The sequence below is a fragment of the Kitasatospora sp. NPDC051170 genome (genome assembly GCF_044455705.1).
Classification (GTDB): Bacteria; Actinomycetota; Actinomycetes; order Streptomycetales; family Streptomycetaceae; genus Kitasatospora.
Map to the genome: position 1 here is coordinate 192188 of NZ_JBITFA010000002.1, position 13646 is coordinate 205833.

The following is a 13646-nucleotide window of genomic DNA, read 5'->3' on the forward strand; positions in this document are numbered from 1 at the left end:
GGGGGGGGGGGGGGGGGGGGGCGGGGGGGGGGGGGGGGGGGGGGGGGGGGGGGGGGGCGCCGCCGGGGGGGGGGGGGGCGGCGGCCCCCCCCCCCGGGGGGGGCCCCCCGGGGCCCCCCCCCCCCCGGCCCCCCACGCCGGTTCGGTTGTGGCCGCTCAGCGGCGGTGCAGGGCGAGGCGCGTGGCCAGGCCGCCGCCCACGCCCGCGAGGACGGCCGCGGGCAGCCACCACAGCGGCCAGTGCGCCAGGCCGAGGGCGCCGTCGACGGACCACCGGCCGGGGCCGGTGGCGGTCAGTGCCGCGCCGATGACGATCAGGACGAGCGGGAACTCGTACCCGTCGTGCTGCACCCACAGGCCGTGGGGCCACTTGACCGTGAGGGCGACGGTCATCACCCCCATGACGCCCGCGCCGGCCAGCGGGGTGAGCAGGCCGAGCGCCAGCATCAGCCCGGCCCCGAGCTGGGTGCCGCCGGCTTCACCCGCGAAACCCCCGACCCCACCGGCGGCCAGATCGTCCGCGGGCACGACGGCGAGCCGACCGGTCTGCTGATCGCCGCCCCCGGCGCGCTGCTGCTCTACTCCACCCTGGCCAAGGCGCCGACGCTGGACGAGGCCGACCGCATCGGCTCCACCCGCCACTTCCTGCGCGAGCTGAACCGCTTCGGCCTCACCTCCGCGATCGACGCCGCCGGGGGATTCCAGAGCTTCCCCGAGAACTACGGCACCGTCATGGAGCTCGCCCGCCGGGACCAGCTCACCCTGCGCATCGCCTACCACCTCTTCCCGCAGACCGCGGGACAGGAACTGGACGACCTCAGGCGCTGGGTCGACACCGTGCGCCCCGGGGAGGGCGACGCGTGGCTGCGCCTCAACGGCGCGGGGGAGAACCTCACCTGGGCCGCCGCCGACTTCGAGAACTTCGCCGAGCCGAGGCCGCAACTCGGCTCCTACGAGAGCGAGTTCGAGAAGGCCGTCCGCCTCCTGACGGAGCACGGCTGGGGCTTCCGGCTGCACGCCACCTACGACGAGACCATCCGCCGCGACCTCGCCGTCTTCGAGAAGCTCGCCGCCGAGGGCCTCTTCCCCCGGGGCAGCCGCTGGCTCTTCGACCACGCCGAGACCGTCAGCCCGGACAGCCTCGACCGGATCGCCGCCCTCGGCGGCGCCGTCTCCGTCCAGAACCGCCTCTCCTTCCAGGGCGAGGCGTTCGTCTCGCGTTACGGCGCCCCCGCCGCCGCCGAGGCACCGCCGCTGCGCGCGATGCTGGACCGCGGCCTCAACGTCGCGGCGGGCACCGACGCCACCCGGGTCTCCTCCTACAACGCGTCCACCGCGCGTGACGACGCGGCGCCGATCCCGGCCTCGGGGCCTCCCGGTTCCGGGGCGTCCAGGGGGTGTGACCAGCGGTTTCGGTCGGCGGTAACCTTGGGTGCCCGGGCAGCGGGCGATCAGACCCGAGGGAGCGGAACCGGTGGCGGAGGGCGGGCGTTTTCCGGTCCTGGTCGGACGGCAGCGGGAGACGGAACGGCTGTCCGCGGCTCTCGCCCAGGTCGAGGAGGACGCCAGCGGAGTCACCGTGCTGCTGCGCGGTGAGGCCGGTGTCGGCAAGAGCACGCTGATGGCCTGGACCGAGCGCGCGGCGCGCGACCGCGGGTTCACCGTCCTGCGCGCGATCGGTACGGAGGCGGAGACGGACCTCGCGTTCGGCGCCCTCCACCAGGTGTTCCGGTCGCCCCTCCAGCGCTCCGGCGCGCTGTCCGCGCACCAGCGGGAGGCCCTGGAGAGCGCGCTCGGCGTCCGCTCCGGAAGCCCCAGCGGCTTCGCCGTCGGAGCGGCCGCCCTGGTGCTGCTCGAGGAGGCGGCGCGAACCGCCCCGGTGCTGCTGCTCCTGGACGACCTGCACTGGATCGACTCCTCGAGCGCGACCGTCTTCGCCTTCCTGCACCGACGGTGCGCCGAACTGCCGGTGATGATCGTCGGCGCGACCCGCCCGGACGGGCCGGCCGCCGAACCGTGGTCGGCCGCCGAGCCGTGGTCCGCCGAGGCCGTCGACGTTCCGGCCCTGCCCCGGGCGGACGCGGACCTGCTGTTGGGCACCTGCTACCCCGAACTCGCCGCCCCCGCCCGGGACCGCGTCCTGGCCGAGGCGGCCGGGAACCCGCTGGCGCTGGTGGAACTGCCCCGCCAACTGGCAGCCGCCCAGCAGCGGGGAACGGCTCCGCTGCCCGAGCGGCTGCCGCTGGGCCGGAAGCTGGAGCGCCTGTTCGCCGAACGGCTGGGAACCGTGTCGCCGGAGGTCGGCCGCCTCCTCCTGCTCGGCGCCCTGGCCACCGGCCCGGACTCCGGCAGCGGCGAGTGGCTGCGCGCCCTCGCGGACGAGAACGCGCGGGAGATCCTGGCCCAGGTCGAGGCCGACGGGCTGGCCCGGCTCGACCCCGCCGGGCAGCTCGTGTTCCGCCACCCCCTGGTCCGTACCGCCGTCGTCGCCGCCGCCTCCGACAGCGAGCGCCGGGAGGCGCACCGCGCCCTGTCCGAGGCCCTCGAACCCGACGACCCGAGGCGTCTGCTCCACGAGGCGTCCGCCGCGCTGCTGCCCGACGAGGACCTCGCGCACCGCCTCCAGGAGGCCGGCCGCGACCTCGCCCGCAGGGGCGGTGAGGCGGAGGGGGCGCTCCTGCTCGAACGCGCCGCCACGCTCAGCCCCGGCCCCGGCGACCGCGTCCGCAGGCTCACCCAGGCCGCGGTGATGTCGGCCCGCGGCGGGCAACTGCGCCACACCGCGGCCCTGGTGGAGGAGCTGAAGGCCTGCGCCATCCCCCAGGACGTCGCCCCGCTGTTCTCGTACGCGGTGGTCTACGCCGACCAGAGCCACCACGTCGACTTCGAGTCCTCCGCGGCGCTGCTGCCCACCGTCCTCGACACGCTCACCGCGCCGGGCGCCGAGACCTTCGGCGGACTGGTCGAGCAGGCGTACTTCAAGCTGCTCCTGGCCGCCACGTACACGGACGACCCCTGGGCCTGGCGCGCCCTCGAACGGCACCGGGAGCAGGTGTCCGAGGCGGGCCGGCTGTGCCTGCGGGCCTGGACCGACCCCGGCCCGGAGGTGGCCGCCGCCCTGGTGGCGGCGGCCGAGGGCATGACGGAGGAGCAGGAGGCCGGCGCGGCCTGGCTCCTGCTGTGGTCCGCCTCGGCGCTCGACTGCCCCGAGGGCGACCTGTGGCAGCGGTTCACCGGACTGCACGGCTACGCCACCCAGGGCTCGGTCGCCAAGGCCAGGGCCCACCAGGACTACCTGCTCGGACACTGGGACAGGGCGGACGTCTGCCTGCGCGAGGCCGAGATCGCGGACGAGCTCGGCTACCACACCAACGGCCTGATGTTCCGCCAGTACTACGCCCACTTCCTGGCCGGCCGGGGCGACGAGACCGGGCTGGCGGAGATCGACCGGCTCATCAGACCGGTCGCGACCCACGCCCGGATGCGCTACGTCCTCGACCGCCTGACCCATCTGCGCGGACTGGCCGCGCTCGCCCACCGGCGCTACGAGGACGCGTATGCCCACTTCTGCGAACTCACCCCGCCCGGGCGCCTGCCCGGCGGCCCGCCCTGGCGGCACGCGCTGGTCCTCGACCTGGTGACGGCCGCCGTGCACACCGGCCGGCACGAGGAGGCGCGGGCCCACCTCGCGGCCGGGAAGGCGGCCCGCTCGGCGGAGATCTCCGGCCGCCACGCCTTCCTCTGCGCGGCCGCCACCGCCCTGGCCGCGGACGACGAGGAGGCCGACGCCGCCTTCCGCGCCGCGTACGCCGTGCCCGGTGCCGAGCAGTGGGCCTTCGACCTCGCGCGGCTGCGCCTCGCCCACGGCGCCCGGCTGCGCCGACGCCACCGGCCCGGGGCCAGGGACGCGCTGCGCACGGCCCACCACGTGTTCCGCCGCCTCCGGGCCGCGCCCTGGGCGGCCCAGTGCGAGGAGGAGCTGCGCGCCGCGGGGGACTCCGCGACCCGGTCCCAGGACGGCTTGTCCGGCGCGGGCCCGTCCGGCCTGACCGGCCAGGAACTGCGCATCGCCCGGCTCGCCGCGACCGGTCTGACCAACAAGGAGATCGGCCGGCGGCTCCAGCTGTCGCCCCGTACGGTCGGGGCGCACCTCTACAAGATCTTCCCGAAGCTCGGCATCACCACGCGGGCCGCGCTCGCCCACGCCCTCGACGGCCTATGACCCGTCCCAACACGACAGTCAGATGACCTACCGGCCCGCCGGGCCCGCGCTCCAGGCTGAGATCGTGCGGGACTCGGTGGAACGGGGGACGGTCAGGTGGGCTTGCGGGTGACGACGGCGTCGGTCGCCGACGGTGAGAAGGCGGCCTTCTGGAGCGGGGCGGTGTCGCGGACCCTGGTGCCCCTGGAGATGCGCCCGCTCACCGGGCGGCCGTTCGACGGGCTCCTGGAGTCGCACCGACTCGGGTACGTACGGATCTCCACCCTGGAGGCCGACGCGGCCACGCTCACCCGCACCCCGACGCTGATCGCGCGGGCACCACGGAGCGAGCCCCAGATCGGGGTCGGCGTGCAGGTGTCGGGCCGGGCCGTCCTGGAGCAGGACGGGCGTCGCGCCGAGGTGCCGCCGGGCGGGCTGGTCCTGTACGACACGGCGCGCCCGTACGCCGTGCACTACCCCGAGCGCTTCCGCACCCACCTGTTCCACCTGCCGCGCCGGCTGCTGGGCGTCCCGGAGCGCGACCTGCGGCAGGTGTCGGCGACGGCCGTCGACCCCGCGCAGGGATGCGGACCCGTCCTCCTGCCGTTCCTCGGAGACCTCGCCGCCTCCGCGCACTCCTACCCCGCCCCGGTCGGGGACCGGCTGGCGGGCAGCGTCGCCGACCTGTTCAGCACCCTCATCGCCCAGCTGGCCGCGGCCCCGGCATCGGGGCCGGAGCAGCAGGGCGCGCCGAACGACCACCTGGTCCGCAGGGTGCGGGAGTACATCGACCGCCACCTGGGCGAACCCGACCTCTCGCCCGAGCGGATCGCGGAGGCCCACCACATCTCCGTGCGCTACCTGCACCGGCTCTTCGAGGGCGAGGGCGTGACGGTGAGCCGCCTCGTCCAGCGGCTCCGCCTGGAAGCCTGCGCCCGGGAACTGACGCGGCGGGGCCGCACCACGCCCACGGTCTCGGCCGTCGCCCAGCGGTGGGGCTTCGTCAACCCGGCCCACTTCAGCCGGACCTTCCGCGCCGCCTACGGCGTCTCGCCGCGCGAGTGGCGAGCGCTCCCGCACGACGAAGCCGGCTGAGGAGCCACACGATCTGCATGTCGACCGAAGCCAGGAGCGAAGAGTTGTCCGTCCCCACCCCCCAGCCCGCCCGGCGCCCGGTGCTCGACCGGGCGCTCCAGGAGTTCCTGGACACCGGAGCCGGCCGGTCGGCGACGGGACTGCCGGACCTCGCCCTCCTCGCCCCCGACAGCGCTCCGGCCGCCGGGGCGTGCGGCGCTCCGGACGAGGACGACCCGTACGGCACCGTCATCGAATGGCTCGCCCTGCCCTGCGGCCCGACCGGCCGGGTGCGCGTCCAGATCACCAGACCCGTCGGCACCGCCCGGCCCAGCCCCGTCGTGCTGTTCGTGCCCGGCCTCGGCTGGTCGCTCGGCGACGCCGCCTGCTACGCCCCGCTGATCCGGGAGTTCGCCCTCGGCACCGACGCCGCCGTGGTCTACGTGGACTACGCCCGGGCGCCCTCCGTCCGCTACCCGGTGGCCGTCGAGCAGTGCCACGCCGTCGCCCGGTGGATCCACGCGCACGGCGCCGAGATCGGACTGGACGGGCGGCGGATCGCCGCCGTCGGCGACTCCGCGGGGGCCAACCTGGTGGCCGCGCTGACCCTGCTGGCCCGGGAGCGCGGCGACCTGCCACTGGTCCACCAGGTGCTGCTGTGCCCCGTCACCGACGCCGACTTCGACACGCCCTCCTACCACCGGTTCGCCACCGGCTACTTCCTGCACCGCGACCACATGCGCCGGTTCTGGGATGACTACCTGCCCGATCCGCACCGCCGCAGGGAGGCCACCGCCGCGCCGCTGCGCGCCACCCTGGAGCAGCTCTCCGGGCTGCCGGCGGCACTCGTCGTCACCGCCGAGGCCGACGTGCTGCGGGACGAGGGCGAGGCGTACGCGGCCAGGCTCCGGGCGGCGGCGGTGCCGGTGGTGGCGATGCGCTACCAGGGCGCCGTCCACGGCTTCCTGCTCCTCGGCTCGAGCCGCCCCACCGGCACGTCCCGCGCGGCGCTGATCCAGATCGTCGACACCGTGCACGTCGCCCTGCACGGCCGGTCCTGGTGACCCCACCCGTCGCCGCCCCACCCTCCGTCACCGTCCGGCCGACCCTTCCACCAGGAGCACCGATGCCCGTCGTTCTCGACACCGCCCGGGTACCGTCCGCGGACCGCGCCGAGTACTGGCACGAGGCCGTCTCCCACACCTTCATCCCGCTGGACGTGACCCTGCTCGGTGACGCCCCCGCCCCCGCGACGATCACCAGTCACAGCCTGGGCGCCGTGCAGGTCTCCCTCGTGCAGGCCGGCCCGCAGCGCGTCGAGCGCAGCGCCGGCCTGATCGCCCGCGGCGGCGAGGACCACCTCACCCTGGCCCTCCAGCACCGCGGCACCGCCCGACTCAGCCAGGACGGCCACCAGGTGGAGCTGGGCCCCGGCACGTTCGCGATCTCCGACGCCGGCCGGCCGTTCGCCAAGGAGCTCCCGGAGCCCTTCCTCTTCACCGCCTTCCACTGGCCGCGCACCGCCGGCGGCCTCACCGAGGAGGACCTGCGGGTCCTCACCGCCACGCCCTTCTCCACCCGCGACGACACCGCCCGCCTGGTCGCCGGATACCTGGAATGCCTGTCCCGGGCGGCCGCGTCGATGGAACCCGCCCTGGCCTCCTGGCTCGCCGTCACGGCCCTCGACCTGCTCGCGGTCCTCGCCCACGAGCGCCGCGGCTGCTCCGTCCCCGAGGCACCCGAGGCCGCCCTGGCCACCCTGGCGCGGGTGAAGGACCACATCCTGCGCCACCTGGGCGACCCCGACCTCTCCCCGGAACGGATCGCGGCCGCCCACTACGTCTCCGTGCGCCACCTGCACAAACTCTTCCGCTACGAGGGCGTCACCGTGGCCCGCTGGATCCAGCGCCACCGCCTGGACATGGCCCGCCGCGACCTCGCCCGCCCTACCCCGAACCGGCCGAGCGTGGCCGCCGTCGCCACCCGCTGGGGCTTCGTCAGCCCCAGCCACTTCAGCCGCACCTTCCGCGCCGCCTACGGCACCTCCCCCCGCGACTGGCAGGCCTCCGCCAGCACCGGAGCCGGCGAGCCCCCACTGCTCCGCGGGCTCGGCCGACCGGGCCGATGACGAAGCCGCCGCCGGCCACGACGGCGGGGCTGTTACCCCCGGGCGTCGGGTGTCGGCGGGGGGTCGTAGGGTCCGGGGATGTCGGTGGTGGGGATCGTGGCGAGGGTGAGGGGATGACGGTGCTGGATGTGCGGCGGGTCGGGGAGTTGCTGCGGTGGGCGGCGGCGGAGCCGGGGGAGGTGGAGCGGGTCGCCGGGGAGCTGATGGAGCTGGTGGCCGGGCACGAGGGGAGTTGGACGGCGCAGTGGGAGGTCGTGCTCGCCGGGGTGCGTGAGGTGCCCCAGGGGGTGCGGGACGCGCTCGCGGATGCGCTGGAGGCGCGGGTACCCGGGGAGGGGGCGGACGCGGTCGCGCGGGGGAACGCCCTGAGTCTGGTGGCCGTGGTGGAGCAGACACTGCCCGGCCGGAACGCGGCGCGGCGGCGGGCGGAGCTGGAGGACGTCGCGCGGTGGCACACGCTGTGGGACGACCGGCGGTTCGTCGACCTGGCGGAGACGGAGATCGCGGCGGGTGGCACCCTCTCGCCCGGGGTGGTGGCCGTGTTCCGGCGCTCGGCGATGGACGGCTACTGCGGGGACCAGGTTCTCGAGATCGTGCGGAAGTCGACCGAGCCGGTGCTCGACGTCGGTGAGGAGTGGGCCGAGCGGGCGATGCGCGAGACGGAGGGGGTGCCCGCCTGGGAGGCGTTGCTGCGGCACGCGGTGACGGCGACGGCCTCCAAGCCGACCCGGCGGTGGGAGCAGCAGGCGCTCGCCCTGGTGGAGCCGTTGGGCGAGGACGAGGTGCGGGCGCGGTGGTGTCCTGGCTCGGGCTCGTCGGGCGGCGGACCTTCGCGTTGGAGCCCCGGGAGTGGGAGGACGACGTCAACGCCCTCTACGACGCGTACAACGCCACGGCGCTGCGCGGGCTGGTGTGGGTGCTCGGGCTGCTGCCCGCCCGTCCGGACACGGCACGCGCGCTCGGTGCGCTGGTCGAGAGCGCGCTGAGGAAGGTCCCCGGGATCGGTCCGCGCAGCGTGAAGGTCGCCAACGCGGCCGTGGGCGCTCTCGCGCGCCTCGACGGCGATGCGGTGCTCGCCGAACTCGCCCGGCTGGCAAGCCGGGTGACGTACAAGCCGACGCTCAGGCTGATCGAGTCGGTGCTGGACTCCCGGGCGGAGGCGCTCGGGCTGTCGCGCGAGGAGATCGAGGAACTGGCCGTGCCCGGTTACGGGTTGACGGAGGTCGGGCGCTTCGAGCGTCAACTGGGCGAGGTGACGGCCGTGGTGGAGGTGCGCGGCGTCAAGGCGGTGCTCGGCTGGCGGAGCTCGGCGGGCAAGGCCGTCAAGAGCGTGCCGGCGGCGGTGAAGCGCGACCACGCCGAGGAGCTCAAGGAGCTGAAGGCGGTGGTCAAGGACGTCGACAAGATGCTCTCCGCGCAGAGCGACCGGCTGGACCGCCAGTTCCTCGCCGACCGGTCCTGGGCGTACGGCGCTTGGCGGGAGCGGTACCTCGACCACCCGCTGGTGGGCACGCTGGCCCGGCGGCTGCTGTGGACGGTGGACGGCACGGCGGTCGGGTTCGCGGAGGGTGAGCTGCGCACGCTCGCGGGCGACGCGGTGCGCGCGGGCGGCGAAGTCCGGCTCTGGCACCCGGTGGGGCGCGAGCCGGCCGAGGTCGTGGCCTGGCGGGACTGGCTGGAGCGGCACGCGATCACCCAGCCGTTCAAGCAGGCCCACCGCGAGGTGTACCTGCTGACCGACGCCGAGCGGGCGACGGGCACGTACTCCAACCGCTTCGCCGCGCACGTCCTGCGTCAGCACCAGTTCAACGCGCTGGCAGGGCTGAGGGGTTGGCGCAACACGCTGCGGTTGATGGTCGACGACGCCGCGCCGCCGGCCACCCGCGAGCTGCCGCGGTGGGGGCTGCGGGCCGAGTACTGGATCCACGGGGACGGACACGACTACACGGCCGACACCACCGAATCCGGGAGCTTCCTGCGGCTGCGCACCGACCAGGTCCGCTTCTACCCGATCGACGCGCCGCAGAACTGGGCGGACTGCTACGGCGGCGAGTACGCCATGGCGACGGCCTCCGGTGCCGCGCCGGTGGAGCCCGTCCCGGTCGCCGAGGTGCCGCCGCTGGTGCTGTCCGAAGTCCTGCGCGACGTCGACCTGTTCGTGGGCGTGGCCAGCGTCGGCAACGACCCGACCTGGCAGGACGGCGGCCCCGACGGGCGCTACCGCGAGTACTGGAACGCGTACGGCTTCGGGGAGTTGAACCAGGGCGCCGAGACGCGCCGGGCGCTGCTGGAGCGGCTCGTGCCCCGGCTGGCCATCGCCGACCGCTGCACGCTGGAGGGCCGTTTCCTGCATGTGAAGGGCGAGCGCCACACGTACAGGATCCACCTCGGCTCGGGGAACATCCTGATGACGCCGAACGACCAGTACCTGTGCATCGTCCCGAAGTCGGCCACGGCCCTGGAGACGGGATACCTGCCCTTCGAGGGAGACCGGATGCTCGCCGTGATCCTCAGCAAGGCGATGTTGCTGGCCGAGGATACGAAGATCACGGATCCGACGATCCTGAGCCAACTCTGAGGCGGTGACGGTTACTTGCTGCGCGGGTAGGTCTTCGTGACGTTGCCGCTGAGGTCGGACACCAGATAGGCGCCGCCGTAGGAGTCGGTGACGTAGACCAGCAGGGTCGGCCCGGCGTCGGCCATGCCCGGGGCGTTGCGGACGATGATGTAGTGGCTGGTGGGCTTGGTGATGCCGAGCTCCGCGTCGGCGCGCTGGAGGAGGGCGGGGAGGGCGTCCCAGTTGACGGTCTTCAGGTCCACCGGCTTCTCGCGGAACACCACGGTGCCGGACCGGCTGCCGGGCGAGGTCTTGCCGTTGCGGTACTCGAAGCTGTCGTAGAGGTTCGGGTTCGCGGCGGTCGGGACGGTGGCGGAGCCGTAGCCCTGCTGGAGGGTGAACTCCAGGACGGTCGTGCCCCGCATCGACGGGCTCATGGACTGGATGACGCCGCGCACGCCGTCCGGGGTGAGCAGGCCCGGGTAGGCGGGGGTCTCGCCGGCGCCGTTGCCCTGCTGTGCGGCGAAGTGCTGGACGGTGAGGCCGATCGTCAGCATCGCCGCCGCGACCAGGAGGGCGGAGCCGGAGCGCATCGCGATCCGCCAGCGGGCGGGGCGGGCCGGTTCGGACGTCGGCTCGGGTATCGGTTCGGGCGTCGGTTCGTCGGCGGGTTCCCGGAGCGGGGCGTCGTCGAGGGTGTGGGCCAGGGTGTGCGGCGAGGTGGGGGAGGTGCGGGAAGTGTCGGCGGGCGGGTACAGCTGAACGGTGTCGGGGGTGTAGGGGGCGCCGGGCCCGTACCCCTCGGCCGCCGCCAGCATGCGGTCGAGCAGCGCCGCGTCCGGGCGCGCGGCGGTGTCCCGTACGAGCAGGGCGGTGAGGGCCGGGGCGAGGGCGCCGGACCGTACGGGCGGGGGCACCGGTTCGTCGAGCACGGCGGCGAGCGTGGCGAGGCTGGTGCCGCGCCGCAGGGGGTGGTGGCCCTCCACCGCGACGTAGAGCATCATGCCCAGCGACCAGAGGTCGGAGGCCGGGTTGCCCTCCTCGCCCCGGACGCGCTCGGGCGCGATGTACTCGGGCGAGCCGATGAGCGAGCCGGTGGTGGTCAGGCTAGGCGCCTCCGCGAGGCTGGCGATGCCGAAGTCGGTGAGCACCGGGGTGCCGTCGGGGCGCAGCAGGACGTTGCCGGGTTTGACGTCGCGGTGCTGGATCCCGGCCGCGTGGGCGGCGCTCAGGGCCGCCAGCACGCCCCGGCCGAGCCGGGCCGCCTCCGGCGGGGACATCGGGCCCCAGGTGAGCCGGTCGTGCAGGGAGCCGCCGGTCACCAGCTCCATGACCAGCCAGGGGTGGGGGAGTTGGGGCAGGTCGACGATGTGGTGGATGGTGACCACGTTGGGGTGGTTGAGCCGGGCCAGCGACCGGGCCTCGCGCAGCACCCGTTCGCGGACGACCTGCGCGGCCCTCGGGTCCCCGTCGAGCAGCGCCGGGTCGGGAGGCCGTACCTCCTTCAGCGCCACCTCGCGGTGCAGCGCGGTGTCGCGCGCCCGCCACACCAGCCCCATGCCTCCGCCGCCGAGCCGCTCCAGCAGCTCGAACCGGCCGTCGATGAGCGAGACCCCGGTCCCCCCTGTGTTCATGACGGTCATCGTAGGGGCAGCGGGGCCCGCCTAGACTGGGGGGTCGCCGGGGGTTCCGTTCGTCGACGCACCGGCGGGAAGGGGTCCTGGTGGCGGCCGAGAGTGGGGCTGTGGAGCGGGAGTTGGGCACGTCCGGCACCTCCGGTGCGTCCGGTGGGTCCGGCGTGTCCGGCGCGTCCGGCGCCGCGTCCGACGGTCTGGACGCCCGGCTGGTCGACGCCGTCGAGCGGCTCGGGGACGCCGGGCGGGCGATGCTGCGCGACGCGGCCAAGCGGGAGGGGCTCTCCGTCACCCAGGCGCAGCTGCTGCTGCGGGTGACCACGCCGAGCGCCGGGCCGCAGAGCACCGGCAGTTTCGCGCGCTGGCTGGAGGTCTCCGCGCCGACGGTCAGCGACGCGGCCGCCGCGCTGGTGCGCAAGGGGCTGCTGGAGGCCGTGCCGGACGTCACCGACACCCGGCGTTCCTCCTGGGTGCCGACGGGCCCGGGCCGGGAGGCCGCCGAGCGGCTGCACGGGTGGCGGGACCCGCTCGCCGCGGGCCTGTCCGCCTGCTCGCCGCAGGAGCGGGCGGTCGCGCTGCGGGTGCTGCTGGAGGCCGTCGCCTCGCTGAACCGTACGGGGCGCATCACGGTCGCGCGTACCTGTCTGACCTGCCGTTTCCTGCGGCAGGAGGCTCCGGACGGGCGGGCGGGCGAGTGGTGCGGGCTGCTGGAGGCCCCGCTCGCCGCCGCCGATCTGCGGGTGGACTGCCCGGAGCACGAGCCGGCCTCGCGCTGACCTCTCGTCAAGTCCGGCGGGCCGGAGGCCGGTCGGCCCTTGCGTGACCGGTGGGTCGATCGGTAGCGTCAAGATAGTTAGGACTCCTAATTCGGAGTCCGCTCGCAGAGTCCACGGGCTCAAGGATTCGAGGACGGCCATGACGCACGCGCCCATTCCCGGCTACCGCTACGACGACCCCCACCTGCCCGAATCCCCGGTCACCGCAGGTGACTTGGAGGGACTCACCGCGGCGACCCTGTTCTCCGACACCGACGTCGCCGCACTCAAGCTGGCCGGCGAGGTCCTGGCGGACCAGACCGAGCAGATCCTCGACGTCTGGTACGGCTTCGTCGGCTCCCACCCGCACCTGCTCGCCTACTTCTCCACCCCCGAGGGCGTGCCCGTCGACGCCTACCTGGCCGGTGTGCGCCGCCGGTTCGGCCAGTGGATCACCGACACCTGCACCCGCCCGTACGACGCCCGCTGGCTCGCCCAGCAGGAGGAGATCGCGCTGCGCCACACCTCGGCGAAGAAGAACGCCACCGACGGCGTCCGGTCCGTCCCGCACGTGCCGCTGCGCTACCTGATCGCGTTCATCTACCCGATCACCGCGACCATGCGGCCGTTCCTCGCCGCCAAGGGGCACGCGGAGGAGGAGGTCGAGGCGATGCACCAGGCGTGGTTCAAGGCCGTCACGCTGCAGGTCGCGCTCTGGGCCCGCCCCTACGCCGGGGCGGCCTGGTAGGCGCAGGGGCGGGGGTCGGTCCTTGGAGTTCGACGATCACGGTGCCCAGGTGGCGTCCGGCGATCGTGTCGGCCAGGGCCTGCGGGGCGTTCTCGAGGCCCCGCACACGGGCGAGCGGTACGTCGACGGTGCCGCTCGCCCGCCACCGCGCGCAGTGCTCGTACCACTCGGCTTCCGCGTCCGGGTCGTCGTCCGCGCTGTAGCCGCGCAGGCTGAGCTTCTTCAGCAGCAGCGGGAAGGAGTCGAGCTCGACCGGGGCCGTGCGGCCCGTCCCGTGGGCGGCCAACTGGCCGGACAGGGCGCCCAGGACGAGGATCCGGGCGCCCGGGTTGGCGAGCGCCACGGCGGCCGCGAGCTGCTCGCCGCCGACGTTGTCGACGACGACGTCCAGCCCGCCGGGGGCGGCCTCGGCCAGCTGCTCGGCGAACGGACCGGCGCCGCGCACGGCCACCGCGTCGTAGCCGAACCCGGCGACCAGACGCTCCGCCCGCTCCCTCGAACCGGCGCTGCCCACGACCCGTCCGGCTCGGGGGCCCGGCCCCGGGGCGG

General features: G+C 74.9%; 11 protein-coding genes and 1 pseudogene. 9 read left to right on the top strand and 3 right to left on the bottom strand.

The annotated features are described in order from the left end of the window. Positions 1–156: 156 nt before the first annotated feature. Complete coding sequence (locus tag ACIBCA_RS04630) at positions 157–393, bottom strand: hypothetical protein (RefSeq protein ID WP_396281354.1); 237 nt, start codon at positions 391–393, stop codon at positions 157–159. A 75-nt stretch (positions 394–468) separates the two neighbouring features. Here ACIBCA_RS04630 and ACIBCA_RS04635 point away from each other — a divergent pair. The 7 genes and pseudogenes from ACIBCA_RS04635 to ACIBCA_RS04665 form a co-directional block, all read left to right on the top strand. Further along, a pseudogene (locus ACIBCA_RS04635) lies at positions 469–1326 on the top strand (amidohydrolase family protein); the annotation flags it as partial. 148 nt (positions 1327–1474) lie between these two features. Continuing rightward, entirely contained in the window at positions 1475–4222 is a 2748-nt protein-coding gene (locus ACIBCA_RS04640; protein ID WP_396281355.1) for a BREX system ATP-binding domain-containing protein, read from the top strand. 96 nt (positions 4223–4318) lie between these two features. After that, entirely contained in the window at positions 4319–5296 is a 978-nt protein-coding gene (locus ACIBCA_RS04645; protein WP_396281356.1) for a helix-turn-helix domain-containing protein, read from the top strand. A gap of 44 nt (positions 5297–5340) precedes the next feature. After that, entirely contained in the window at positions 5341–6339 is a 999-nt protein-coding gene (locus ACIBCA_RS04650; protein WP_396281357.1) for an alpha/beta hydrolase, read from the top strand. 62 nt (positions 6340–6401) lie between these two features. Continuing rightward, positions 6402–7403 carry a helix-turn-helix domain-containing protein gene (locus ACIBCA_RS04655; protein WP_396281358.1) on the top strand — a complete coding sequence of 334 codons (1002 nt, stop codon included), beginning with the start codon at positions 6402–6404 and terminating at the stop codon, positions 7401–7403. Between the two features lie 113 nt (positions 7404–7516). Further along, positions 7517–8389 carry a hypothetical protein gene (locus ACIBCA_RS04660; protein WP_396281359.1) on the top strand — a complete coding sequence of 291 codons (873 nt, stop codon included), beginning with the start codon at positions 7517–7519 and terminating at the stop codon, positions 8387–8389. 356 nt (positions 8390–8745) lie between these two features. Then, positions 8746–9981: a DUF4132 domain-containing protein gene (locus tag ACIBCA_RS04665; protein WP_396281796.1), complete on the top strand. Its 1236-nt coding sequence runs from the start codon at positions 8746–8748 to the stop codon at positions 9979–9981. Between the two features lie 11 nt (positions 9982–9992). Here ACIBCA_RS04665 and ACIBCA_RS04670 read toward each other — a convergent pair whose 3' ends face one another. Then, on the bottom strand, positions 9993–11594 hold the full coding sequence (locus ACIBCA_RS04670) for a serine/threonine-protein kinase (RefSeq protein WP_396281360.1): 1602 nt from the start codon (positions 11592–11594) through the stop codon (positions 9993–9995). Positions 11595–11683: 89 nt separating this feature from the next. Here ACIBCA_RS04670 and ACIBCA_RS04675 point away from each other — a divergent pair, with 89 nt between their 5' ends. Continuing rightward, positions 11684–12370 (top strand): MarR family winged helix-turn-helix transcriptional regulator, encoded by a 687-nt coding sequence (locus tag ACIBCA_RS04675; RefSeq protein WP_396281361.1) that lies wholly within the window; start codon positions 11684–11686, stop codon positions 12368–12370. A gap of 139 nt (positions 12371–12509) precedes the next feature. Next, the gene (locus ACIBCA_RS04680; protein ID WP_396281362.1) at positions 12510–13097 is read left to right on the top strand and encodes a protoglobin domain-containing protein; all 588 of its coding nucleotides are present in this window, start codon (positions 12510–12512) and stop codon (positions 13095–13097) included. Here the strand turns inward: ACIBCA_RS04680 and ACIBCA_RS04685 are convergent. Continuing rightward, on the bottom strand, positions 13045–13611 hold the full coding sequence (locus tag ACIBCA_RS04685) for a zinc-binding dehydrogenase (RefSeq protein WP_396281363.1): 567 nt from the start codon (positions 13609–13611) through the stop codon (positions 13045–13047). The genes ACIBCA_RS04680 and ACIBCA_RS04685 overlap by 53 nt on opposite strands. Between the last annotated feature and the right edge of the window lie 35 nt (positions 13612–13646).